At 63.8% G+C, this 23,669-nt stretch carries 23 protein-coding genes; 10 read left to right on the forward strand and 13 right to left on the reverse strand.

The window, feature by feature from the left end:
• The 10 genes from EN745_RS09000 to EN745_RS09045 all read right to left on the reverse strand — a co-directional run.
• Positions 1–1,182: sugar ABC transporter substrate-binding protein (locus tag EN745_RS09000; RefSeq protein WP_145991996.1), on the reverse strand; the 1,182-nt coding region annotated here is incomplete at its 3' end.
• A gap of 63 nt (positions 1,183–1,245) precedes the next feature.
• A complete protein-coding gene (locus EN745_RS09005) occupies positions 1,246–2,262 on the reverse strand; it encodes a Gfo/Idh/MocA family oxidoreductase (RefSeq protein WP_127421056.1) in 1,017 nt (338 codons plus the stop codon).
• Positions 2,259–2,975, reverse strand: coding sequence for an N-acetylmannosamine-6-phosphate 2-epimerase (locus tag EN745_RS09010; protein WP_127421057.1), 717 nt, complete (start codon positions 2,973–2,975; stop codon positions 2,259–2,261). Before EN745_RS09010 ends, EN745_RS09005 begins: the two co-directional genes overlap by 4 nt.
• A 65-nt stretch (positions 2,976–3,040) precedes the next feature.
• The gene (locus EN745_RS09015) at positions 3,041–3,952 is read right to left on the reverse strand and encodes an N-acetylmannosamine kinase (protein ID WP_127421058.1); all 912 of its coding nucleotides are present in this window, start codon (positions 3,950–3,952) and stop codon (positions 3,041–3,043) included.
• The gene (locus EN745_RS09020) at positions 3,936–4,763 is read right to left on the reverse strand and encodes a MurR/RpiR family transcriptional regulator (protein ID WP_127421059.1); all 828 of its coding nucleotides are present in this window, start codon (positions 4,761–4,763) and stop codon (positions 3,936–3,938) included. Before EN745_RS09020 ends, EN745_RS09015 begins: the two co-directional genes overlap by 17 nt.
• A 54-nt stretch (positions 4,764–4,817) precedes the next feature.
• Positions 4,818–5,954, reverse strand: a complete 1,137-nt coding sequence (locus EN745_RS09025) for a GNAT family N-acetyltransferase (RefSeq protein WP_127421060.1) — start codon at positions 5,952–5,954, stop codon at positions 4,818–4,820.
• A gap of 490 nt (positions 5,955–6,444) precedes the next feature.
• Positions 6,445–7,275 (reverse strand): ABC transporter permease, encoded by an 831-nt coding sequence (locus EN745_RS09030; protein ID WP_127421061.1) that lies wholly within the window; start codon positions 7,273–7,275, stop codon positions 6,445–6,447.
• A gap of 5 nt (positions 7,276–7,280) precedes the next feature.
• A complete protein-coding gene (locus tag EN745_RS09035) occupies positions 7,281–8,510 on the reverse strand; it encodes an ABC transporter permease (protein ID WP_127421062.1) in 1,230 nt (409 codons plus the stop codon).
• 80 nt (positions 8,511–8,590) lie between these two features.
• Positions 8,591–9,631, reverse strand: a complete 1,041-nt coding sequence (locus tag EN745_RS09040; RefSeq protein ID WP_127421063.1) for an ABC transporter substrate-binding protein — start codon at positions 9,629–9,631, stop codon at positions 8,591–8,593.
• 54 nt (positions 9,632–9,685) lie between these two features.
• A complete protein-coding gene (locus tag EN745_RS09045) occupies positions 9,686–10,894 on the reverse strand; it encodes an ABC transporter ATP-binding protein (protein ID WP_127421076.1) in 1,209 nt (402 codons plus the stop codon).
• A 292-nt stretch (positions 10,895–11,186) separates the two neighbouring features.
• On the opposite strand from EN745_RS09045, the gene EN745_RS09050 reads away from it, so the two are divergent.
• The 9 genes from EN745_RS09050 (at position 11,187) to EN745_RS09090 (ending at position 20,348) form a co-directional block, all read left to right on the forward strand.
• Positions 11,187–11,987, forward strand: coding sequence for an IclR family transcriptional regulator (locus EN745_RS09050; RefSeq protein ID WP_210213740.1), 801 nt, complete (start codon positions 11,187–11,189; stop codon positions 11,985–11,987).
• 228 nt (positions 11,988–12,215) lie between these two features.
• The gene (locus tag EN745_RS09055; RefSeq protein WP_127421065.1) at positions 12,216–13,643 is read left to right on the forward strand and encodes an NAD-dependent succinate-semialdehyde dehydrogenase; all 1,428 of its coding nucleotides are present in this window, start codon (positions 12,216–12,218) and stop codon (positions 13,641–13,643) included.
• A 112-nt stretch (positions 13,644–13,755) separates the two neighbouring features.
• A complete protein-coding gene (locus EN745_RS09060) occupies positions 13,756–15,120 on the forward strand; it encodes an aminotransferase (protein ID WP_127421066.1) in 1,365 nt (454 codons plus the stop codon).
• Between the two features lie 78 nt (positions 15,121–15,198).
• Positions 15,199–16,257: a dihydroorotate dehydrogenase gene (locus EN745_RS09065; protein WP_127421067.1), complete on the forward strand. Its 1,059-nt coding sequence runs from the start codon at positions 15,199–15,201 to the stop codon at positions 16,255–16,257.
• 15 nt (positions 16,258–16,272) lie between these two features.
• Positions 16,273–17,178 carry a DUF6282 family protein gene (locus EN745_RS09070; RefSeq protein ID WP_127421068.1) on the forward strand — a complete coding sequence of 302 codons (906 nt, stop codon included), beginning with the start codon at positions 16,273–16,275 and terminating at the stop codon, positions 17,176–17,178.
• The gene (locus EN745_RS09075; protein ID WP_127421069.1) at positions 17,175–17,954 is read left to right on the forward strand and encodes an aldolase/citrate lyase family protein; all 780 of its coding nucleotides are present in this window, start codon (positions 17,175–17,177) and stop codon (positions 17,952–17,954) included. The genes EN745_RS09070 and EN745_RS09075 overlap by 4 nt, the downstream gene beginning before the upstream one ends.
• Position 17,955: 1 nt before the next feature.
• Positions 17,956–18,306, forward strand: coding sequence for a cupin domain-containing protein (locus EN745_RS09080; protein WP_127421070.1), 351 nt, complete (start codon positions 17,956–17,958; stop codon positions 18,304–18,306).
• A 41-nt stretch (positions 18,307–18,347) separates the two neighbouring features.
• A complete protein-coding gene (locus EN745_RS09085; RefSeq protein WP_127421071.1) occupies positions 18,348–19,385 on the forward strand; it encodes a histone deacetylase family protein in 1,038 nt (345 codons plus the stop codon).
• 147 nt (positions 19,386–19,532) lie between these two features.
• Complete coding sequence (locus EN745_RS09090; protein ID WP_127421072.1) at positions 19,533–20,348, forward strand: IclR family transcriptional regulator; 816 nt, start codon at positions 19,533–19,535, stop codon at positions 20,346–20,348.
• A gap of 18 nt (positions 20,349–20,366) precedes the next feature.
• On the opposite strand, the gene EN745_RS09095 is transcribed toward EN745_RS09090, so the two are convergent.
• Positions 20,367–20,696, reverse strand: coding sequence for a hypothetical protein (locus EN745_RS09095; RefSeq protein WP_145991997.1), 330 nt, complete (start codon positions 20,694–20,696; stop codon positions 20,367–20,369).
• Between the two features lie 298 nt (positions 20,697–20,994).
• Here EN745_RS09095 and EN745_RS09100 point away from each other — a divergent pair, with 298 nt between their 5' ends.
• Entirely contained in the window at positions 20,995–21,246 is a 252-nt protein-coding gene (locus EN745_RS09100) for a hypothetical protein (protein WP_348630946.1), read from the forward strand.
• A gap of 99 nt (positions 21,247–21,345) precedes the next feature.
• Here the strand turns inward: EN745_RS09100 and EN745_RS09105 are convergent, their stop codons facing one another.
• On the reverse strand, positions 21,346–22,575 hold the full coding sequence (locus tag EN745_RS09105) for a HipA domain-containing protein (protein WP_127421074.1): 1,230 nt from the start codon (positions 22,573–22,575) through the stop codon (positions 21,346–21,348).
• Complete coding sequence (locus EN745_RS09110) at positions 22,568–23,158, reverse strand: helix-turn-helix transcriptional regulator (protein WP_127421075.1); 591 nt, start codon at positions 23,156–23,158, stop codon at positions 22,568–22,570. Before EN745_RS09110 ends, EN745_RS09105 begins: the two co-directional genes overlap by 8 nt.
• Positions 23,159–23,669 lie beyond the last annotated feature (511 nt).

Consider the following 23,669-nt stretch of genomic DNA (forward strand, 5'->3'; position numbering starts at 1 on the left):
CTCGTTCGCCTGCTCGACCGTCGGCAGATATTGCGGGTTGCCGGCGTTGATGGCGGCGATCATGCCTTCCTTGAAGGCGCCGTAGCGTTTGCCGAAGCTGTCGCTGTTGAGCGCCGAGAGCGAGGTCACGCCGGAGTTGGGATCGGTCTCGATCGACTTAAGCTGCTGCTCCTTGGCGGTCGCCCAAGCGGCGAAGAGGGCCGCCGCTTCCTGGTTCTTCGACTCGGCCGAGACATACATGGAATGCACGGCGAGCGAGGACGAGCCGCCCTTGGGCGAAGCCGACTTCATCGGCACCGGCACATAGCCGACCTTTCCGACCACCGTCGAGACGGCCGGGTCTTCATTGTAGGCGCCGTTGACGGTCGCATCGAGCGTGATTGCCGCCTTGCCCTGCTGGAAGAGCAGCCGGTTTTCTTCCCAACCGAAATTGGCGACGCCGACCGGGCCGTAGTCCTTCAACACCTTGGTGAAGGCGTCGAGCGCGGCGACGCCCTCGGGTGTCGCCAGCGCCGACTTGCCGCCCGCATCGAAGAAGGAGCCGCCGAAGCCCCACAGATAGGCCGCCCAGACATAGACACCCTGGATGCCCTGCTGGCCGCGCATGGTGATGCCGGCGATCTGCTTGTTGGTTTTTTCCGAGATGGTTTTCGCTGCGTTCTCGATGTCCTCGAAGGATTTCGGCGCCGCCAGCCCGTATTGTTCGAACAGGTCCTTGCGGTACATGACGAAGGTGCTCTCGCCATAGACCGGCAGCCCATAGACCTTGCCGTCGAGGACGTTGGTGTTGAAATAGCCGGGGACGAAATCGGCCTTGTCGAAATTCTCCTTGTGCTTGGCCAGGAAATCGTCGAGCGGCACGATGTAGCCGGACTTCACGAAGCCCGGCAGGTAGATGATGTTGTTCTGGACGACGTCGTAGCGGCCGGACTTGGACGAAAACTCGAGCAGCTCCTTGGCGGTGATGTCGGCCTCGGGAACGACTTCGATCGCGACGTCGATGCCGGTCTTGTCCTTGAATTCGGGCAGCATCTTCTGGATGGCGTCGGTGGTCGGGTGGCCCTCGAGCAGCACCGAGATCTGCACGCCGTTGAAGGGCTTGTCGTCGGCCGAAGCCGGCGCGGCAACGGCAAGCGCGGCGGCGGCCGCGCCAAGCATCAGTACATTGCGTCTGTTCAGCATGTTTTCGTCTCCCATTCTTGGGCCGCTTGGCCTCGTTGCAAAAGTGCCATCGGTCGATTGAGCTCAACCGAGGCGCACGATTTCGCTGCTCTCCGCCGACTGCATCATGGCAAGGGTGAGTTCGAGCGAACGAAGGGCTTCCCGGCCGGTGGCGATCGGCATCGCCGCGCCGTCCAGCCAGTCGATGAGGCCGGCGAGCTGGCGCGCGAGGTCGCCGTCGATGCGGCCGTTGAGCAAGGGCCAGTGCTGGGTGTCGATCTCGCGCGACCCCTCGTTGCTGGCGAAATAGAGCCCGCTGTCGCCGCACTGGACCTCGAAGGATCCTTCCGTGCCGATGAGTTCCATGCGCGCGTCGATCATGTGGCGAGCACCGGAGGGCAGCGACCAGGCGCTCTCGAAATTGACCACAGTGCCGCCGGAAAAGCGCACGATCGCCGCGATGCTGTCCTGCGTGCCGGAGCTGCCCAGCAGTCTGTCGGTCTGCTGCGCGTAGACCGAAACCGGCTGCTGGCCTTCCAGCATCCACAGCACCATGTCGACGTCGTGGACGGTGACATGCAGCGCCAGCGGCAGCTTGCCGCCATAGCGCTTCGGGCCTTCGGTGCGGGCGCTGTTGCGGCGGGCATAGATGTGGATCGGCTCGCCGATCCGGCCCGAGGTCATCAGCTCCTTGGCGGCCGCGTAGCGCGGATCGAAGCGCAGGAGGTAGCCGACGCCAAGCTTGACCTTGGCGGCCTCGCAGGCGGCGATGATGGCCTTCGCGTCCTCGACCTTCGAGGAGATCGGCTTCTCGACGAAGACGTTGATGCCGGCCTCGGCCACCGCAATGGCCGGCGCCAGATGCAGATTGTCGGGCGTGCAGATCGAAACGAGATCGAGATCGCGCTCGCTGGCAAGCAAGGCCTGGTGACTGTCATAGACCTTGCAGCCCGACACCCTGGACGCCGCGGACTCAGCCAAGGCGGGGTTGGGATCGACGATGGCCGCGAGTTCCGAGCCAACCATGTTGGCGAAGATGCCGGCATGCATGGAGCCCATGAAGCCTGCACCGATGACAGCGACGCGGCGACGCTTGATCATGACGGGTTCCTTCTTAGTTGCGGACGGGCGCTCCAGAGGGCGACCTTGTCGGCAAAGCGGCGGGTGATGGCATCGGGCCGGGTAATGGCCCCGCCGACGACGATGAAACGGGCGCCGAGCTCGAAGCAGCGTACGGCCTCGTGCGGCGTCCAGATGCGGCCCTCGGCGACGAAAGGCAGGCCGGCGCGGGCAAATTCCTCCATCAGGGCGAAGGCGGGGCCGCGCTGGTCGCTCGAATAGTCCGTGTAGCCGGCCATGGTGGTGCTGACGAGGTCGGCGCCCGCATCGAGCGCGCCCCTGCCTTCGTCGAGCGTGGCGACATCGCCCATGGAGAGCCGTCCCCTCGCCGCGACGGCGGCAAACATCGCCTTCAACGCGGCCGGGCGCGGCCGGCTGGTGGCATCGATGGCGACGATGTCGGCGCCGGCCTCGATGACGGAAGCGGCGTCGTCGAGTGAAGGCGTGATGTAGACCTCGGTGTCGTCGCGCCGCGCCTTGACGAGGCCGAGGAGCGGAACCTCGACCGCCGTGCGAACGGCGGCGATGTTGGCCGCGCCTTCGATACGCACGCCGGTGGCGCCGCCCAAGACGACAGAGCGCGCCATCGCGGCGATGTGGTCGGGAGCGTCGAGCGGCAGGCCGGACTCGGCCTGGCACGACACGACCAGCGTTCCATCGAGTGTGGCGAGCAAATCGCCCTGCTTGGCCTGCACCGCGGCATCTCCTGGAAGAGCATTACCCCTCTAACCAAGCGTGAATGAAAGTTTTTGTCAAGAAGTTATATTTGATGAAAATTTCCATCATCACTTTTCGAACGCGCCAGCATGGCCGCGCCAAGCAGGCCGGAATCTGCGCCGGCCCGCGCGGCGACGATGGGACGCCGATAGACACGCGGCAGGTCGAGCGAGCGCGCCTGCAGCGCCTCGATGAAGCCGCCGGCTAGGCCCACTCCACCCCCGACGGCGAAGCAGTCAACATCGACCGAGGCCGTCAGGTCGGCAAAAGCTTCAACCAGCGCGACGACCGCGCCGGCGATGATTTCCCCGGCAATGCGGTCGCCCTGTTCCGCCGCCGCGAACAGCTCCGGTGCCGCAACTTTCCGGCCGAGGCGCTCACTGCCCAACCGCGCCAGAGCAGTGCCAGAGGCGACCGTCTCCAGGCAGCCGCGCCGGCCGCAGCCGCACAAGATGCCGCCCGGCTCGGAGCGCGTGTGCCCGACATGGCCGGCAAGCCCGGTCGCGCCGCTTTCCAGCCGGCAGTCTATCACCAGCCCGCAGCCGATGCCGGTCGAGACGGTGAAGAAGGCGAAGTTTCGAAAACCCTGGCCGGCACCCAGCCTAAATTCCGCCCAGGCGGCGGCCTGTGCGTCGTTGACGACAAGAGGCGGCATACCGAAGGCCTCTCCGATCGCCGAGGCAATCGGATAGCCGTCCTCGATCGGCAGGGTTTCGGGGTTCAGCGCCGTCAGCGCGCCGTCGCGCACGATGCCGGTGGTAGCGACGGCGACCGCGCCAAAACCACTTTTGGGCGCAAGCTCGGCAATGGCCGCGATCAGATCGTCGCCTTTGCCGGTGCGTGGCGTCGGCGCCTGGCGGCGGTTTGCGATCCTGCGGCCACTCACTTCGGCTGTCGCGATCTTGGTGCCGCCAATATCGATGGCGAGCACAGGCAAATCAGAAGCTGCGGTCACTCACGACCTCCGCCGTGCGGCTGAGCTCGACCAGCCGCTTCGGATCCTGTCTGGTCATCTCGGCCACCAGCGCATCGACGATGAGCAACTGGCTGATCTTCGAGGGGAAGGCGCCGCCCGTGAGCGGCGTCTCCGGCCAGGATGCGATCAAAGCTAGGTCGCAGACGGCGATCAGTGGGCTCTTCGAGCGGTTCGAGATACCGATCACAAAGGCGCCCTTGGAACGGGCAAGCTCTGCCACGCGCACGGCATCAATCGTCGAGCCGGAACTCGAAATCACCACCTGCACCGTTCCCGGCTGCGCGGTTCCCGCCGCCATCACGGCCAGATGCGCATCGCCGAGCGCGCGGCTGAATTTGCCGATGCGGGTCATCTTGTAGGCGAGATACTGCGCCGTGACGGCGGAGGCGGCGATGCCGAAACACTCGACCGTTGTCGCGCCCAGCAGCTTGCGCGAGGCGGTGGCGATATCTTCCCGGACGATGAGCTGCTCGGTTTCGCGCAGCGAGGTGATTGCGGTCTCCACCAGCCGCTGGATGTCGTCGGAAGGCAGGCCGTTGTCCCTCGCCCGCTCGTCGGTCGCGAGTTCCTTCGCCAGCGCCAGCTTGAAGTCCTGAAAACCGGAAAAGCCCTGGTCGCGGCAGAAGCGCATGACGCTCGCCTCGGACGATCCGGATGTCTCGGCAAGCTCGGTGATGCTCTGGCGCAAGGTGGCGTCGGGCTGCGCCAGCACCGTCTCGGCGACGCGCGCCAGCGCCGGCGTCATATCGCCCGCCGCTGCTCTCAGCGAGGCTATCAGCGCGTGTGTCATGCAAGACCCCTCAAAAAGATTCTCGGTTCGAGCACGATCCTGTCCAAACCCTGCTCAAAAATGCTCCGCCACCCAGGGCGGCGGTCCGGCAAACAGCTGGTCACAGCGGCGTATGTCAGCCGAGTCGCCGGCAACGAGGCCATACTGCGCCAGTTTCGAGCCGCTGCGGAAGCCTGTGAAGAGCTGGACGAAGGCCGGCGGGTCCACGCGCACGGCCGGGCCGGACGCATCACCCCCCTCACGCACCGCGGCGACGCCTTGCCGAATTTCGATTTCGAGCGCTGCATCGCCGATGTGCAGCGCGAGCTTTGCCTGGTCGACATGGTAGCCGCGCTGGCTTAGCGCCGTCGCTGGATGGAGCACTCGCAACAGCCATTCCTCTTGGCGCGCAAGCCGCCAGCCCTTGTCCGGCATCGCCGCCACCAGATCGTCCTGCGGGGCGCCATGCCAGCGCACCGCCGGATAGACCGAGCGAAAGCGGGCAAGAAAGGAAAGCAAGCCTTGCGCCGCCTCGGGCGACGCGGCAAACCAATCCCGTACCGCCAGGCAGGTTTTGTCGCCCATGTCGAGTATCAGATAGGCGACCTCGCCTTCAGCAAGATAGGCTGCGAGGGCATCGGTCGGGGCCCGCCGCAACTCGTTCCAGTGGGCGGCGGCGCGTGCGAGCAAGCCCGATTCGCCACGCGTCTTGGCGTCATAGGCGCGGGCCATGCGCGGATCGTCGAGCTCGACGCGATCGAAGGCGAGCCGGCTCGACGAAGGCAGTGCCGCTGTTGCCGCCTCATAGACGATTTCGTGCCCGGCAAGCTCGAAACCGGCCTTGCGGTAGACCGGCCGCGTCGAGGCAAACAGCGTGGCTATCGCGGCGCCCTTGCTCCTCGCCTCATCGCAGAGAGCATCGACAAAAGGCACGGCGATGCCCTGGCCGCGCCGCTCCGGCGCGATCGCCACATGCACAATGTTTGCCGCCTGCACGGCCTTGCCGTGGAAGATATGCGCCGTCTGAAGCAGACCCGCGCACACGACCGGACGGCCGCCCTCGTCGCGCATGAGCCGCAGCGTCTCGATCCCGATATTGGCGATGTATTCGTGCGACCGCGCCTTGCTGAAACCGAAGGCCCAACTCAACAGGCTGGCTACGTCGGCGACATCCTTGGTGGTCGCCATCTCGGTTGTGAAGTTTTTTTTCATACTAATTCCATCTATGGCGCTTTTTATCATAGCGACAAAATGAGCGCGCGCAATGGGGGCCGGTGAACGCCGACCAATTTGGGTTGGCAACGCTTCAGAGATGGGGTTGGAGGGCTGTGGAAGTCGTCATTCCAGTCGGTCGAACTTGGTTGACCCCGACCGCTGTTGAGGCGCTTCATGATCGGATTGAATTGAGGCGCCTGGTTAGACGACGTAAGGCGAGAAATTCGACAATGCCTTTATGCGACTTTCGAACCACAGAGCATGAGCAAAGGGACATCCAGCCGGCAGTCTGCCGTGTCTGGATTGGGCCGGAAATAGGCGGTCCGGTTGGTGGCGCGAATTTGCAAGAAATGCGCCATACCATTTTCACAGCATTCCTCGTGACAGTTTGTCGCTTAGCTCTGTACAGCTGACATGCCTATTAGCTTGATTTCTTCGAATAGTAAGATTGACCGCAAGGCAGCAGGAGGCTCGCCCTCAGCGGATTTCATCCTTGTTCCATACCGCGCCGGGCAACCGACTTGCGACGCAGGATCTCGATGATCGCCATCAGGCCGATCGAGATCGAGATCATCACCACGGCGGCGGCGATGACTACGGGCGTAAGCTCGTCGCGGATACCCTCGAACAGGCGCACCGGTAGCGTCACCTGACCAGGACCGGCGAGGAAGAGCACGATCACGACCTCGTCGAACGAGGCGACGAAGGCGAAAAGCGATCCCGCGACTATCGCCGGGCGAATTGCCGGCAGCATCACGCGCCGATACGCCATCCACGGCGACGCGCCCAGGCTCTTGGCAGCCCGGATCAACTGCATGTCGAAATTCTGAAGCGCCGCGGTGGCGGAGATCACCACATAGGGCGTTCCGATCACGGTGTGAGCCAGGATCATGCCGACAATCGTCCCGGCGAGGCCGAGATCGGAGAGGAATAGATACAGGCCGACAGCCATGATGATGACCGGCATGACCAGCGGCGCGATCAGGAAGCCGTTGACGATGCTACGGGCTCGCGGACTCAGTCCGTTCATGGCGATGGCTGCGGACAGGCCAAGCACGGTGGACAGCGCCGCTGCACCGACGCCAACGAGCGCGCTGTTCTTCAGCGCAAGCAGCCATTTGTAGTTGGTCAAAAGCTCATCGTACCAGCGCAGCGACAATCCTGGCATTGGATACGAGAGGAACGAGCCTGAACTGAAGGAAAGCGGCAGCACGGCCGCGATCGGCACCAGCAGGAACAGGAAGACCAGCACGGTCACCACGCTTGCCAGCATGCGCCAGACTTCGGGCCTCGGCTTGTGCGTTGACGAACCGGACATCGCGCTCAGGCCTTCACCACGATTTGGGATTTGCGGCCGAGAAGGCCGTAGAGGCCGATCAGCAGGAGAACGCAGGTCGTCAGCAGGATCGCCAGTGCGGAGGCCAGGCCCCAGTTCACCGTCTGCTTGGTATAGAAGGCGATGAAGTAGCTGAGCATCTGGTCCTGGCTGCCGCCGACGAGCAGCGGGGTGATGTAGTAGCCGACGACGATGACGTAGGTGAGCAGGCAGCCGGACCATAGGCCGGGCCAAACCAACGGCAGATACACCTTGTAGAAAGTGCGCGGCCCGCTGGCGCCGAGACTATAGGCGGCACGCGTATAGTCCTTCGAGATGCCGACCATGACGCTGTAGATCGGCAGGATCATGAACGGCAGCATGACATGGACGAAGGCGATGTAGACACCGATGCGGTTGAAGATCAGGTGGACCGGCTGGTCGACGATGCCGCTCCACAACAGCAGCGAATTGACTATCCCATTGTCCTGCAGGAGCACCACCCAAGCGCTGGTGCGCACCAGCAGTGAGGTCCAGAAGGGCAGCAGCACCAGAAGCAGCAGCAGGCCGCGCCAGCGAGGCGAAGCGGCTGAAATCCTGAAGGCGACCGGGAAGGCAAGCACGAGGCAGATGCCCGTCACTACAGCCGATATCCAAAGCGAGCGACCCAGCACGTCGACGAAGGTGGCTTCCTCCGGCTTGACCTTGCCGATGCCGCCACCGTCCTTCTGCTCAAGGTCCAGGGCCTTGAGGATATAGTAAGGCGTGACGGCCGGGGCAGCCCGCCGCATCGCCGTCCAAAAAGTCTTGTCCTGCCATTTGGCGTCGATCGTCGTCAGTTGCTGGCGCGGCGGCTCGGTCGAGCTGTTCTGCAGGGCGGACGCCGTCTTGATGAGCAGGCTGCGATAGCTCGGGATTTCGTAGTTGAGGCGGCGGCCGGCATTGGCGACGTCGCGGCGATCGGCGACGCGCAGATCCGCCACCAGCGCGGCGTAGACCGCGTCCGGCGGATCGCCGGCGCCATCCCATGCAAGCACCGCCGCGGCAGTCTGCGGCAAGGTATCGCGTACTTCCGGGCTGTAGACGCCCTTGGCCAGCAGCGAAAGGATCGGCCAGACGAAGATGAAGGCCAGGAACAGCAGGCAGGGCAGCAGGAGCCCGTGGCGCATCAGCGGCCGACAGACCTTCATCAGGCCTGCCCAACCACTTTGCTCCACGGGAATCGATATGCTTGCCATGCTTGGTTTTTGCTCACTCGACTATCGCTGCAGACGGCCGGCGCCCCCGGCTTGGCGAACCGCGCCGGGAACGGCCTCCTTCATTTCGAGGCCCAGGCGTTGAACCTTTCGGTCAAAGCTTCCAGATTGTCGTTCCAGAAATTGCTGTCAGTGGGAACCGCTTCCTTGAGATTGTCGCCCACCGGCATGATCGCGATCCGCTCTGCTGGCAGCAGCGCCGACGCCTTGAGATTGACCGGCGCTACCGGCTGGATCTTGGAAAACTCCGCCTGCGCCTCAGGCGAGGTCGCATAGCTCAGGAAGGCATAGGCGGCATCCTTCTTCTTGGTGCCGCTGACGATGGCCCAGTAGTCGACGTTGTAGAGGGAGCCCGGCCAGCCGAACTTGATAGCGGCACCTTCTGCCTGCGCTTCCAGAATGCGTCCGACGAAGGTCGTCGACATGGCCACGCTGCCATTGGCGAGCCATTCGGGCGGCTGCGCGCCGGCCTCCCACCACTGGATGTCGGCCTTGATCTCGTCCAGCTTCTTGAAAGCGCGATCGACGCCTTCCGGTGTCGACAGGACCTTGTAGACGTCGGCGGGGGCGACGCCGTCGGCGAGCAAAGCTCCCTCGAGATTGTTCTGCGGCTCGCGCTTCATGGCGCGCTTGCCTGGATATTTCTTCAGGTCCCAGAAATCGCTCCAGCTCTTGGGCTGGTCGCCGGTGGCCCTGGTGTTGTAGGCGATGACCATGCCCCAGCCGATGGCGCCGATGCCGCATTTGGTGATGCCGGGATCCTTGAAGTCGGCGGCCGAGGAGAGCTTGCTGGTGTCGAGCTCCTCGATAAGGCCCTGGGCGCAGGCGTTGAACATTTCAGGCGCCCCCATCTGGATGACGTCCCAGGTGGTGTTGCCGGACTCGATCATCGCCTGGATCTGGCCAAGCCCGCCAGTGTAGACGGCATCGAGCACAGCGCTGCCCGATTTGGCCGTATACGGGTCGAAGATCGACTTGCGCTGCTTCTCGGTATAAGTGCCGCCCCACGTGGCGACGGTGACGTCCTCGGCGAAGGCGTGACCTATGCCGCCGCCCAGGATCAAGGCGGCCAGCAGCCCGCCCGCGAGACTCGATTTCTTCATTTCCTGTTCCCCTTTTCGTTTTCGTTTGAGATTGATGTCAGGCCGACCCTGCCGTCAGCCATGATCGAGGGCGCGGCAGTCGCGTGCCGCCCAGCCGATCCTGATGCGATCGCCCGGCGAACCCATGCCGACGCCGGCGCTGTTTGGGATCTTGACGATGAAGCCGGGCTGTCCGCACAGCGTCGCCGACATGCGCAGATGGTCGCCGTGGAAGACGACCTCGTCGATGGTTGCCTCGAAGCAGTTCTGCGCATTCGCGGCGGCGGCGCCGATAACGACGCGCTCGGGCCTGATGGACAGCGTGGTCCGTTCCCCCGCCGCCGAGACGTTTATTGCGGCGGCGCGAATGCTCTGGTCGCCGCCGACGTCGATCGTACAATCGTCCCCGTCGATGGTCCGCACGGTGCCGTTCAGCCTGTTGTTCTCGCCGATGAAGCGGGCGACGAAACTGTTGACCGGCTCCTCGTAGATCTGCTTCGGCGGTCCCAACTGCTCGATCTTGCCGCGATTGAAAACCGCTACGCGGCTGGACATGGTCAGCGCTTCGGTCTGGTCGTGGGTCACATAGACCACGGTGACGCCGAGGCGCTGCTGGATGTGCATGATTTCGTACTGCATCTCCTCGCGAAGCTGCTTGTCGAGCGCGCCGAGCGGCTCGTCCATCAGCACCAGCGAGGGCTCGAACACCAGCGCACGGGCAAGGGCCACCCGCTGCTGCTGGCCGCCCGAAAGCTGCCCCGGCAGGCGCCCGCCAAGGCCGTCCAGGCGTATCATCGCCAGCGCCTTGGCCACCCGCTCGGCCGTATCGGACTTGCCGATGCGGCGAGCCTGAAGCGGGAATGCGATGTTCTCCGCGATCGTCATGTGAGGGAACAGCGCATAGCTCTGGAAAACCATGCCGATGTTGCGCTTTTGCGGCGGCATCGAACCGATCGAGACGCCGTCGAGCAGGATATCGCCGGCCGACAGGTTCTCGAAACCGGCGAGCATCATCAGGCATGTGGTCTTGCCGGAACCCGACGGCCCAAGCAGGGTGATGAACTCGCCGCGCTCGATTCCGAGGTTGAGGTCGCGCACGACATTGACACTGCCGTAGCTCTTCTGGACGCCCGCGAATTCGACGAATTTATTCTGCGGAACGGCACCGCCGCGGGCATGCACCACTCTTACGCCTCCCTTTTCGAAGTCACGCAGTCCCGCTCGGTTGGCGGCACATTTGCCGGCACCTTTGGAGAGCAACCCGCTCTGCTCATGGCGAAGCATTGGGATCAAGGCAAAAATCTCCCTGACGGGTCGTTTCAGTCCAGTTTGAGCCTATCTACGATCGCCAATATCGTATTGTCAAGAGAAACAGCGTACCTCATAATAAGACGATCGATATCATGAACCCAGCTCGGTCTCCCGCAGCCCTCCCACCTCATTTTGTTCCGTCTAAGAAAACTATGTTCCGAATTATGATACAAAAAAACACCGGGTCAACAGCCGAACCCCAGTCTGAGCGGCGCCCTGAAGCGGGAGGCAGACCGTGACCCAGTCGGACGATAAGAGGCTTGGCGTGAAATCTGTCCATCTGGCATTCGAAGTGCTTGAAGCGGTCGCTTTCGAACCCGGCGAGATCGGCGTCAGCGAACTTGCCAACAAGTTGCAGACAACGAAGGGGACGGTATTTCGTCATCTGCAGACGCTGGTGGATCGGGGCTATCTCATCCAGAACGCCTCGACCCAACGCTACCGGGTCGGAGCGCGGGCCTACCTGATTGGCCGCGCGGCGGCCGAACGCGTGGACATCATTGCCGGCTCGCAGGATGCGATGCGCTCGCTTCGTGACGAAACCGGCGAGACGGTGGTCGTTTCCAGCCTCAGCAACCGCGGCAACATCGTCATGAACACGTTGATCGGGAAGTCGCCGCTTGAGATCGGGGTCAGGGTGGGCAGTGTGCTCGAACCGCATGCGACCGCGCAGGGCAAGGCCGTTCTCGCATTCGATACCCAGGGGCTCATAAAGCAATTGCGGCGCAGGGGCCTTGCGGGACTGACGCCTCACACCGTGACGGACATCGACGTGCTCGAGCGGCAGTTGGAAGCGGTGCGTGCGCAAGGTTATGCCACCGCGGCGGAAGAAATGCTGCTCGGCATCAGCGCGCTTGCCGCGCCGGTCATGGACGGCTCCGGCAAGACCGCGGGCTCGATCGCAATCGTCGGGTCGATCCAGAACATTGGCCGCCAGCCGGCGCCTGAGCAGATCGAGGCGGTGCTGCGCGCGGCGCAAAGGGTTTCGTGGAATCTCGGCTATGTCGGCCACCTTCCTTTCGAGCCGCGCAAGGGGCGCGTGCCGGCGAAGAAGGCGGCGGGATAGCAAAACGGCATCGGCTGATTTTTATTTCTTATTACAAAACGATGTTTTGTATAGCGAACCAAAAGGATTGACGAGACGCCTGATCGCGACTAGTGTTCCACCCGGTCATTGGCGGCCCCATGCGCCGCTATTCCTGCACACCCGAAAGGAACCGGCGAGGTATCCGGCCGCCTCTGCGGCGGCATTTGGGTGTGCACGGGAGACGTCACCTCGAACGGAACGGATCGCATGTCGGCAAATCTCTTCATCAATGGAAAATGGTCCGCGGGCTCCGGCACTCGCCGGGGGCGTGTCCTCAACCCGGCCACGGGCGAGACAATCGGCGAGATCGCCTTTGCCGAGAGGGCGGATCTCGACTCGGCGCTGGCTGCGGCCGAGCAGGGCTTTCGCAGTTGGAGCCGCGTTTCGGCGTATGAGCGCGCCAACATCCTGCGGCGGGCCGCGAACCTGACCCGGGAGCGCGCCGACGCCATCGCCCATGCCATCACACGCGAGCAGGGCAAACCGTTTTCGGAAGCGCTGATGGAGACGCGTGGCGCCGGGGATCACATCGATTGGTATGCCGAAGAAGGACGCCGCGCCTACGGCCGCGTCATCCCCGCGCGCGCGCCGAGCACATTGCAGATGGTGCTTCCGGAGCCTGTCGGACCGGTGGCGGCCTTCTCGCCGTGGAACTTTCCCATCGGGCAGATCGTGCGCAAGATCGCGGGCGCCCTGGCGGCGGGCTGCTCCATCATCGCGAAGGCGCCCGAAGAGACGCCGAGTTGCGTCATAGAGTTGGTGAAGTGCTTCGAGGAGGCCGGCGTTCCGGCTGGCGCGCTCAATCTCGTGTTCGGCGCTCCCGCCGAGATATCGCAGCATCTGATCGGGTCGAGCGTCATCCGCAAGGTTTCCTTCACCGGCTCCGTGCCGGTCGGCCGCCACCTTGGTGAACTGTCGGCGCGCCATCTCAAGCGCACGACCATGGAGCTGGGCGGCCATGCCCCCTTCATCGTCTGCGATGACGCCGATCCGACCGCCGTCAGCGCAATCGGGGTCGCGCTCAAGTTCCGCAACGCCGGACAGGTCTGCGCCGCTCCCACCCGTTTCTTAGTGCAGGACGGCATTTTCGACGCCTTTGTAGAGGCCTTCGTCGCCGGCGCCGGCAAGCTGAAGGTCGGCGACGGAGCGACTGAGGGAACCCAGATGGGGCCACTCGCCCACGCCCGCCGGCTCGACGCGATGGCCGGCTTCGTGCGCGATGCGGTCGAGGCAGGCGGCGAACTACGCGCTGGCGGCAAGCGCATCGGTAATGAAGGCTTCTTCTTCGAGCCTACCGTGCTGACCAATGTCCCGCTTTCGGCTCTGATCATGAACGACGAGCCGTTCGGTCCCATCGCGATTGTCAACCACTTTTCCGAGGTCGACGACGCGATCGCTGAGTCTAATCGCCTCCCCTTCGGCCTTGCCGCATTCGCCTTCTCACGGCGAGTAGATCGCACCGACCGGCTGATGCGCGGCATCGAGGCCGGAATGGTCTCGATCAATCATTTCGGGCTCGCAGCACCGGAGACACCGTTCGGCGGCATCAAGGAGTCCGGGCATGGCAGCGAGGGCGCATCGGAAGGCATCCAGGCTTATCTCACGCCGAAATTCGTCAGCCAGTTGAATGCTTGAGCGCGCTCGGGCCGCGCATCGGCTGGCGGAGATCTGACCTAGCCGAAAACGGTTGCGGTGGCAGATTGTTTCGTATTAAGTAACATCGTTTTGTATAATTGAACGAGATACAATGACAAACCTGCTCCGCGACCGTGACATTGCCACCCACCTGCATCCGCAGACGAACTTCCGCAGGCACGAGGAATTCGGGCCGCTGATCATCCAGCAAGGCGATGGCGTTCGGGTCCAGGATACGGACGGCCGTTGGTATATCGAGGGTGTATCGGGACTGTGGTGCGCGTCGCTCGGCTTCTCGAGCCGGCGGCTCGCGGATGCCGCGCATCGCCAGCTCCTGACCATGCCCTACCAGCAGACCTTCGCGCATCGCTCGACGCCGCCGGTCATCGAACTGGCCAGCCGCCTGATCGAAAAGGCGCCCTCCCCAATGTCGAAGGTGATCTTCCAGACGTCGGGCTCGGAGGCTGTCGATACGGCGATCAAGCTGTCCTGGTATTACCATGCGGCCAAGGGCAACGAGCAGCGCCGCAAGATCCTGTCACGGCAGGGCAGCTATCACGGCAGCACGATCGCATCGGCCAGCTTGACCGGCCTGCCCAACATGCACCGCGGTTTCGGTCTGCCGATCGACACCTTCGTCCATGTTTCGCGACCCCACCACTGGCGAGGCGGCCTCGCCGGAGAGAGCGAGCGGGAGTTCGCGGCCCGCCTCGTGGCCGAGATCGAAGCAACGATCGAACGCGAGGGCGCCGACACGATCGCGGCCTTCTTCGCCGAGCCGGTCATGGGTACCGGCGGCGTCGTCGTGCCGCCCACGGGCTATTTCGAGCTCCTCCAGCCCGTTCTGGCCAAGCATGACATCCTGCTGGTCGCCGACGAAGTGATCTGCGGCTTCGGCCGCACCGGCAACTACTGGGGCTCCCAGACCGTCGGCATGAAGCCGGACATGCTCACCTGCGCCAAGGGCCTGTCGGCCTCCTATTTCCCGATCTCCGCCCTGATGCTGAGCGACCGGATCTATCAGGTGCTGGCTGACCGCACCGCCGAGTTCGGCGGCTTCGGCCACGGCTACACCTACGGCGGTCATCCGGTCGGCGCGGCGGTCGCGCTGGAGACGCTGGCCATCTATGACGAGATCGACATTGTCGGCCTGGTCCGCGCACGCCAGGGGCAGTTGCAGGACGGCTTGCGCCGCTTCGCAAACCATCCGCTGGTGGGTGAGGTCCGGGGCGTCGGGCTGATGGGCGCGCTGGAATTCGTCGCCGACAAGGCTGGCAAGACGCCGTTCGAGAAACCCGGCAAGCTGGGCGCCAGGATTGCCGCCGATCTCCAGGCGCAGGGCATCCTGCTGCGCGCGCTGGGCGACACGCTCGTCGTCGCCCCACCGCTTGTCGTCAGCGAGGAAGAGCTCGCGCAGGTGCTGGACGCGCTGGAAACGACGCTGGCCCGCATCACCGAACCGGAGCTGGCGCAATGACGGGACGGCCGACGGACAGACGCTGGATGGGCGGCAACCCAGTCTGCTCGCCTACGTCGCGTCGGACGAGGTGACGCGGTGGCTGAACTTCGCGTCCAGGTCGGCAGGACCACGCTGAAGAACCCGGTCATCGCGGCGCCAGGCGAGCACCTGATCGACGCGGCGGGGATCCGCTCTGCGATCCTGGCAGGAGCGGGCGCGGTGGTCGGCAAGTCGATCAACGAATCGCTGGCCGCCAAATCTCAGTTGCAGCGCGCTGAGTACGTTGCGCTTGGCCCGGACTGGACCGCGGCGCCATGGGGGCCGTCGGCGCCGGCGGGCACGACTATTCTGTCACGCTCGGGACTGTCGCCGATGGGCTTCGACGCCTGGCTGGCGCAGGCCGTGGCCATGGACATGTTCGCCCGCGGCCAGGACTGCGTCTTCGTTCCCTCGATCATTCTCGCCGCGGAAGAGCCGGCGCTCAACATGGCTCGCCGCATCGAAGCCGCGGGGCTGCGCGTGCTCGAATTCAACATCGGAACGCCCTACGCGAGCGAGGCCGCGAAAGGCGCGGTCTCCACCGTGCTTTCGCCGGAGCGAGTGGGAGCGCTGACCCGCATGCTGACCGATACTCTGGGCATTCCGGTATGGATCAAGATCACCGGTCAGAGCGAACGCGTGCCGGACCTCGCCGCCGCCGCCTTCGTCAACGGCGCCGAAAGCGTGATCATGGCGGGGCGCGCGCTTGGCATGCTGCCCGATCTCGAAACCCAGGCTCCCGTCCTCTCCACCAGCGGCGGCATCGGCGGCTCCTGGAATCTGCCCCTCACCTGCCATTGGCTTGCCAACTCGCGCGCCGTGCTCGGCGCCGGACGCGACCTGATCGGCATCAATGGCGCCACCAATGGCCGCGACGTGGCGCGCATGATGCTTGCCGGCGCCTCGGCGGTCGGCATGGCCTCGGAAGTGATGCTGCGCGGCTGGGGCGTGCTGTCCCGGGCCATCGCCGATCTCGACGCCTATTGCAACGCAAAATCGCAATCGGCCCGCGACCTTGTCGGCCGTGCCGCCGACGCCCGCAAGCGCTTTGCCGACATGCCAGAACTCGACGAGCGCTGGCGCGACTACATACCCGCTCCGCTCGCGGGCGAATGATACAGGAGCCCTGACATGACCACAGAGATTGACCAGACGCGGATCGACTCGCTCATCAAGGGAGCCGTGGACCTTCACATCCATTCCGGTCCCTCGCTGCACCCGCGCAAGATCGACCACATCGAGGCGCTGCGCGCCGCCGACGAAGCCGGCATGCGCGCGATCCTGCTCAAGGATCACTACTACCCGACCATGCCGATCGCGACGCTGCTCAACAACAACATGGGCAAGAGCACCAAGGTGTTGAGCGCCATCGTCCTCAACCACCCGCTGGGCGGCTTCAACCCGTCGGCGGTCGACTATGCGTTGAAGCAGGGCGCGCGCATCGTCTGGATGCCGACGGCGCATGCCGAGAACCATATCATCAAGACGGCCAAGGAACTGAAGGGCAAGTTCCCGGAGAACACCAAGAAGACCGTCGAGGCCGAAGGCCTGCGCCTTGTCGACGGGCAAGGCGTCGTGCTGGACGAGGTCAAGGCCATTCTCGACCTCATCGCGGAAGCGGACGCCTGCGTATCGGCCGGCCATCATCATATCGACGAGGCCTTTCCCTTCTACGAGGAGGCAAAAAAACGTGGCGTCGCGCGGCTTTTCCTGAACCACCCGACCTATGTGAACGGCGCATCCATGGACCAGGTCAGCGCCCTCGTGGCGATGGGTGTGATGATCGAGCACTCCATCTGCATGTTCGTCCCGTCGACCTTCTATCTCTTCGATGAGGATCATCTGAAGCAGGTGATCGCCGCCGCCGGCGTGGACAACACCTTCTTCGGGTCCGATCTCGGCCAGAACAACAACCCGACCCCGGTCGAGGGCATGCGCCAGATCGCGGCACTGCTGCTCCAGCTCGGATATTCCGACAGCGACGTGCGCAAGATGACCGCCGACAACGCGGCCCGTTTCGTCGGCCTCGACGCATGAGCGGACTGCGTCAGCGCCTTCTAGCTGGCGAAGTGCTGGCAGGAACGTTCTTGAAAACGCCGGATCCGCGCCAGGTCGAGATTCTCGGGCTCGCGGGATTGGCCTTCGTCGTCGCCGACCAGGAGCATGCCCCGCTAGGGATCGAGACGCTGGACCTGATCGCGCTGGCCGCGAAAGCCGCGCAAATGCCGGTGCTGGTAAGAGTGCCTTCCAGGCGGCCGGAGGCGATCGGCAGCGTTCTCGACATCGGCTGCGCCGGCATCGTGGTGCCGCATGTGTGCGGGTCGCAAGATGCCGAGGACGTCGCCGACGCCGTCAAATACGGGCGTGGCAAACGCGGCTTCTCCCCCTCGGTCAGAGGCGGCGCCTATGGCACCGCCGGTCCCGGCTATCGCGCCGACGCCGACCGGCGATCTATCATCATGGCCCAGATTGAGGATCGGGAGGCCCTCGAGCATCTCGATGACATCGCGGCAGTGCCCGAGATCGACGTGCTTTTCGTCGGCCCGGTCGACCTTAGCCTGTCGATGCAGGTTGAACCCGGATCAGTCGAGCTGGACGCCGCGATTGTTAGCGTCGCTGCCGCCGCGCGCAAGGCCGGCAAGGCTGCGGGTCTGTTCGTCGGCGATCCGTCGCATATCGCTCGCTGGGTCGATCGCGGCGTGTCCGTGTTCATTTGCGGCTCCGACCAGGGCATCCTGCCGGCGGGCGGCCGCGCCATCGCGGCCGCGGCCCAGGCCTTGCCCATCGACGGACAACAACAAAGAGGATCCTGACATGACCATCCACGGCATCGATTGGAACGCGATCGAATGGAAGACGATCCGCAGCGGCGTCGACCAGAAGGCCTTCTCCGGTAACAGCGCCACCATTGCGATGCACCGGCTTCAGCCTGACCACGAGCCGAGGCCGCACAAGCATGTCTACGAGCAGATCGCCTACATCGTCTCCGGAACCGTCGATTTCCACGTCGGCGACGAGGTCCAGCGCCTGGGCCCGGGCAGCCTGATCGCCATCCCCCCGAACGTGATGCACCACGCCGTCGTCGTCGGCGACGAAGAGGTCATCAACATCGACGTTTTCACGCCCGCGCGGCCGCAGTACTCGCCCGTACCGAAGAACGACTGACCGCCCACCGCAAGCCACCGGTCCCGTTGGAAAGGAAGATCATGCGCGCCGTCGTTTCTCCGTTGCAGCGTGGATACAAATCCGCGCCGGTCTTCTTCCGCGGCAAACTCGTCGAAAGCCAGGACACTCCGGAGCGGTTGGAGGCCTTCATTGCGGTCGTTCGGGAGATGGGCGCCGATCTGATCGAACCCCCGGTCATCGCCGACGCCCTCCTCAAAGTTGTCCATGATCCCGGCTATCTGGAATTTCTCGCCGAAGCGCCCGGCCGTTGGCCAGACATGATGCCGGGCCTGACGTCCTTGATGCCCAATATCTACCCGACACGGCACTTTCCGGCGCGCCGGCCCCCGCACTATCTCGGCCAGGCTGGATATTACCTGGGCGACATGGTCTCGCCGCTGACGGCGCAGACCTGGGGAGCAGCGCTCGGGTCCGCCTCGAGCGCGGCCCATGCCGCGAGCCTGGTGCTCGCGGGCGAGCCCGTCGCTTACGCGCTCTGCCGCCCGTCCGGTCACCACGCCCATGCCGATATGGGCCAGGGCTTCTGTTTCCTGAACAATGCGGCTATTGCCGCCACGGTGGCGCGAACACGCCACGCCCGCGTTGCAGTCATCGACATCGACGTCCACCACGGCAACGGCACGCAGCACATCTTCTACGATCGCGACGATGTCTTCTTCGCGTCGCTGCACAGCGATCCCGACATGACCTATCCCTTCTTCGTCGGCCATGCCGACGAGGTCGGGACCGGCAGGGGCGAGGGTTTCAACCTGAACCTGCCGCTCAAAGTCGGCTCCGGCGACGCGGCCTATCTGGCTGCGCTCGACATCGCCATCGAGCGCATAAGGCGGTTCGATCCGGGCCTCCTGGTCGTCTCGCTCGGGCTCGACGCGCATGAGAGCGACCTGCTTGGCTCTCTCAACGTCACTTCGGAAGGGTTTGTCGAGGTCGCTCGCCGTCTGGCCGCGCTGCGGCTGCCGACGGTGCTCGTGCAGGAAGGCGGCTACACCGTCTCGGAGGTGGGCCATGTGCTGCGCTCGGTGTTGTCCGTGTTCCCGGCGACCGTGAAGCAGGGTTAGTGAGCCGCCGCGGAGATAGAATTTTTTGGGTCGTCCGCTGGCGATCTGAGGGAATCTTGTATTGGAGGACACGTCGGGGTAGCACGGAGGAGGTGCTTCACGCGGCATGGCCGGTGCGCACGGACGCGAGGAGAGAAGAAAAGAGAAATGGGCACGGAACGGTCTGACAGCGGCGTGAAATCGGTCCAGCTTGCCTTCGACGTGCTCGAGGCGGTCGCCGCGGCACCCGGTGAAGTTGGGGTGAGCGAGCTGGCAGCCCTGCTCGGCACGACCAAGGGGACGGTCTTTCGCCATCTGCAGACGCTGGTGGAGCGTGGCTACGTAGACCAGAACGCGGTTTCGGCCCGCTACAAGCTTGGAACCCGTTCCTACCTCATCGGCCAGGTCGCCGCCGGCCGCATCGAATTGCTGACCGCCTCGTCAGACGCCGTCGCCGCGTTGCGCGACGAGATTGGCGAGACGGTCGTCGTCTCGGCAATACGCAATCGGTCGCTGGTCGTCCTGCGCACGGTGTTCGGCAAATCTAACCTTGAGATCGGCGTCAGGCAGGGCAGCGAGCTGATCCTGCACGGCACCGCTCAGGGCAAGGTTGCGCTCGCCTTCAGCAATCGTTCGCTGCTCCAGCATGTGCTGCGCCAAGGCCTTACCCGCCTGACCGATCACACCATTGTCGATGCGGCGAAACTGGAAGCCGAGCTGGAGCAAGCGCGGGCGCAAGGGTACATCACCGCGCCCAACGAGGAGACTTTCGGCATCAATGCGGTGGCGGCTCCGATCTTCGATCGCATGGGGGATGTTGCGGGCACTGTTGCTATCGTCGGCTCGGTTCAGAACATTAAGCCCACTCCGGACCAGGCTCAGATCGAGGCCCTGCTCAAGGCCAGTCTGCGCATCTCCTGGAATCTCGGCTATGATCGCGGTGCCATCGAGGCACGCAAGCGGATGCAACCGGCCGCTTCCTGACTGCGGGTTTATCGAGAGTCAGGGTCTCAGCCAGACGGCGAGCGTGATCGCCAGGATCAAGACAGCGCCCATGCCGAGCACTGCTGCGATAACTTCGCGATCGCGATGCAGTGGGATTCCGCGCGCCCTTATTCTGGAGAGGAGCAGCCCCAGATCCGCGTCGCGATCGAACTCGACGCGATGCGGTGCGCCATCGACATTGATGTCGACAAAAGGCCGACCGCGCTGCCGACCCACCACGCAGCCTTTTGCCCGCGCGAGGAGGCCGTCAATGCAGGAAGCGGTTGACGGCCCAAAGCGAAGCGACGGCGCGCTGGCTGAGAGCAAATGCTGGTAGTCAATGTACATTCTGCTCAGCGCTTCCGCGTACAGTCGGGCACTATGGCCACTTGGCCGGCGGTCCTTCGTTGATGCGTCCAAGTCTTCGCGCATTGGCGAGCGCGGCCGGCCGGCGTTTCGTATCACAAAACGTCGTTTCTCTTGGTACGATGAAGAGCGAGGTAAGTCAACCTGCTGGGCAGAATAGAATGCCACGGAGCGGTGCCAAAAGGCGCCTCCCGGTAGTCGACGTTTTCGGGCTGCTTGCTGGCCTTTCCGCGCATTACGAAGGGGCAGGGGCCTGACACGCTGACCGGCCGGCCCGGACGTGGCTAAGATCTGGTCGGACCTTCTGGGTCGGCCGGTGGTCTATGGGGGCGACGATCCCGGCACGTTCGAGCAGAACATGGCGAGCTTCATGCCGAAATGGACGGCCTACGAGATGCGCCTGATGGCCGAGCGCTATGTCAGCGACGGCATGATCCCGGAGGCCGATGACGTTGTGCGGCTGACCAGTATTTTGGGCCGCCCCCTGCACACCTATCGTGACTTTGCGGCCGGGATCGCGAGCGCGGCCTGAGGGCCGCGCCATCCGCGGCTATACCAAGACCGCCGAGACGCGATCGGATGGGCCAGATCGAATGTTCTCAAGGCGACGGCGTGCCTAGGCGAGTCCTGATCATGCGAGTTCGCTAAATAGTGGCACGGTCGGAGCGTGCGCGTCGATTGCCTTCACGACGGTAGCGGCGAGAGGAAGGTGCGTTTTCTCAGCCTCCCAGACTTGCCGAAATCGTTGGACGGTTTCCGCGGCGGTGTCGACGACAAGCTTTTCCGGCAGAAGTGCCTTGGCCGCCAGATGCCGAAGCTCATCGGTATCGAGCTTGGCCATCTTTTTCGTCCGAGAGTAATTGAGCGCAGCCGTGTCCTCGCCCTTCATATAGGGAATGGTCGACACAAGATCGTAGGCCGGCGAGAGCGCGGCCGAGCGCCGGTCCGGATAGATCAGGGACCAGTTTTTGAGGTGCATGTCGCCATTCCCGATCAGCGCGCTGAATACGAGGCGGCGATTGAACTCGGCCGCGCCGACATCGCCCGCCTCGGTGCCGATCACGCGCGCGATGTTGGCGTAACTTGCACGCTCGTACTTGCCGTCTGGGAAGACCCCGAACACCTGCGCGAAATCTTCGGTGTGCACGGGACCGTCACCGGTTCGGTCGAAGCGGCTGACAGCAAGCGCCTGCCCTTTCAATTCACCCACTCCTTCGGGAATACCGGCGATTGCATCGAGATCGACCAGGTTGATGATGGGCACCTCCATGCCGATCATCCCGGCGATCGTCATCATCGAAAACTCGTTTTCCGGAACGCCGGTGAACTGCTGGGAGGGCAGCTTGACGATCCACGATCCGCCGACGCCCTCGGCGGGAATGGTCAGGCCGCCGCCCTTCCCTGCGTTCTGAAACGCGGAGAACTTGAGCTGGACGCCGGCGAGCGAGAAGCGCAGCGCATTGGGTTTGGCGTTCTTCGGAAGGTCCGCGTCATCACCAGGAGGAAGGCCGTCACCGACCCCAGGATGGATCGACAGTGCTCCGGGCAGGTCGAGCCCCAGCACCCACAGCAGGAAGAATTCGCGCTGCTGATTTACCCCGGCCCGCTCAGCGAGATAGCGACGCAAGCCGCCCTCCGGCAAAAGGTTCGAGAAGAATGGCGGCACGACCCTTTGTGTCGGGCGGATCCTGGTGATGAGGCCGCCAAGGTCGTCCTTGAACGACAGGCTGAGGGTCGGCCGATCCGGGTTATCGACGTAATCTTCGTTGAACGCAAATATCGTTCGATCGCCCTGCAGATGGGTCAGTGTGCCAATAGGCTCGTCGTAGAGCCGTACATCGAGAACCGAGACGTCAGGCATCCGCATCTCCATCGTCCAGCGAATAGGCAGGTCGCGGCTCCGACGGAACGGGATGGGCCAGCGAGTTGCGAAGGCGCTGCAGGTTCTGCGCGATGTCACGCACTATGGGTGCTGCCTGCGCGCTCGCCTGATAGCGCTCGAGGCGGGCGATCAGTTCGCGCACGAGCTGCATCTCTTGATCGCCGAGATTCACCCGCCGCAGAAACCGAAGCGTATCCTCGATGCGATCGAGGTCGGCTGAGCTGCCGTAAAGGCGCTTCATTTTCTTTACCAGGCGCTCGGCACGGGCAAAACGCTTGTCGTTTGGCTGACCGGCATGGATATGCATGTCAGGCGTCGCCTGGGCCTTGACCAGGCCGAGTACCGCCGGCACTAGCTTCTTCGGCACGAGCATGACCTCGAGATCGAGCGCGCGTGTCAGGTCTATGAAGCTCGACAGTCCCGGCTCCATCTTGCCGCTCTCGATTTGCGAGATATGGCTCTGGGTCAGCCCGGCCCGCTCGCTGAGCGCGCGCTGGCTAACACCTGAGGCCTCGCGGACCTCGCGTACTTGCGCGATCAGGGTTTCGCTCTGGTAAGCCATGATATATAATCCGGATCAAAAAGGCCAAAGTGATCAGGATATTATATCTAGCGCGCAGAGCGTCCTCTGTCAACCAATCGATATAGCATAATGATCGTACCGCTGATCCGATACACAACACTGTATAGACTCCTATCGAGTTGCGCTGTCTTGACCGGCAACAACTTCCGTCCGCCATCAGCAACACTTTCGAGACGTCAACGCCGTCCCTCTCCTCACTGGGGTCTCCATCCGTTCCGGCGTCAGCCGTGCCGCGCAGCGGCCAAAACAAAATGAGGGCGTACAAAGCGCAGACGATGAAATGTCCGCCGGACGGACAATGTCATTTCATCGTCGAGCCGGTTCGTGACGCCGAGACCGGTTCAACAGGGCGGCCTAAGGAGCGTTCTCTAATTGCGAGCCCAGGGTCAACCGCTTTCTAGCCTTGCCGATATCCGGAACGTGCAGCGTGACCTTCACGCAGCTCCTCGCCGGTCAGCCTACGGTGCTGACGTATCCACAGACCTAAATA

The sequence above is a fragment of the Mesorhizobium sp. M4A.F.Ca.ET.022.05.2.1 genome (genome assembly GCF_003998845.1).
In the GTDB taxonomy this organism is placed as follows: Bacteria; Pseudomonadota; Alphaproteobacteria; order Rhizobiales; family Rhizobiaceae; genus Mesorhizobium.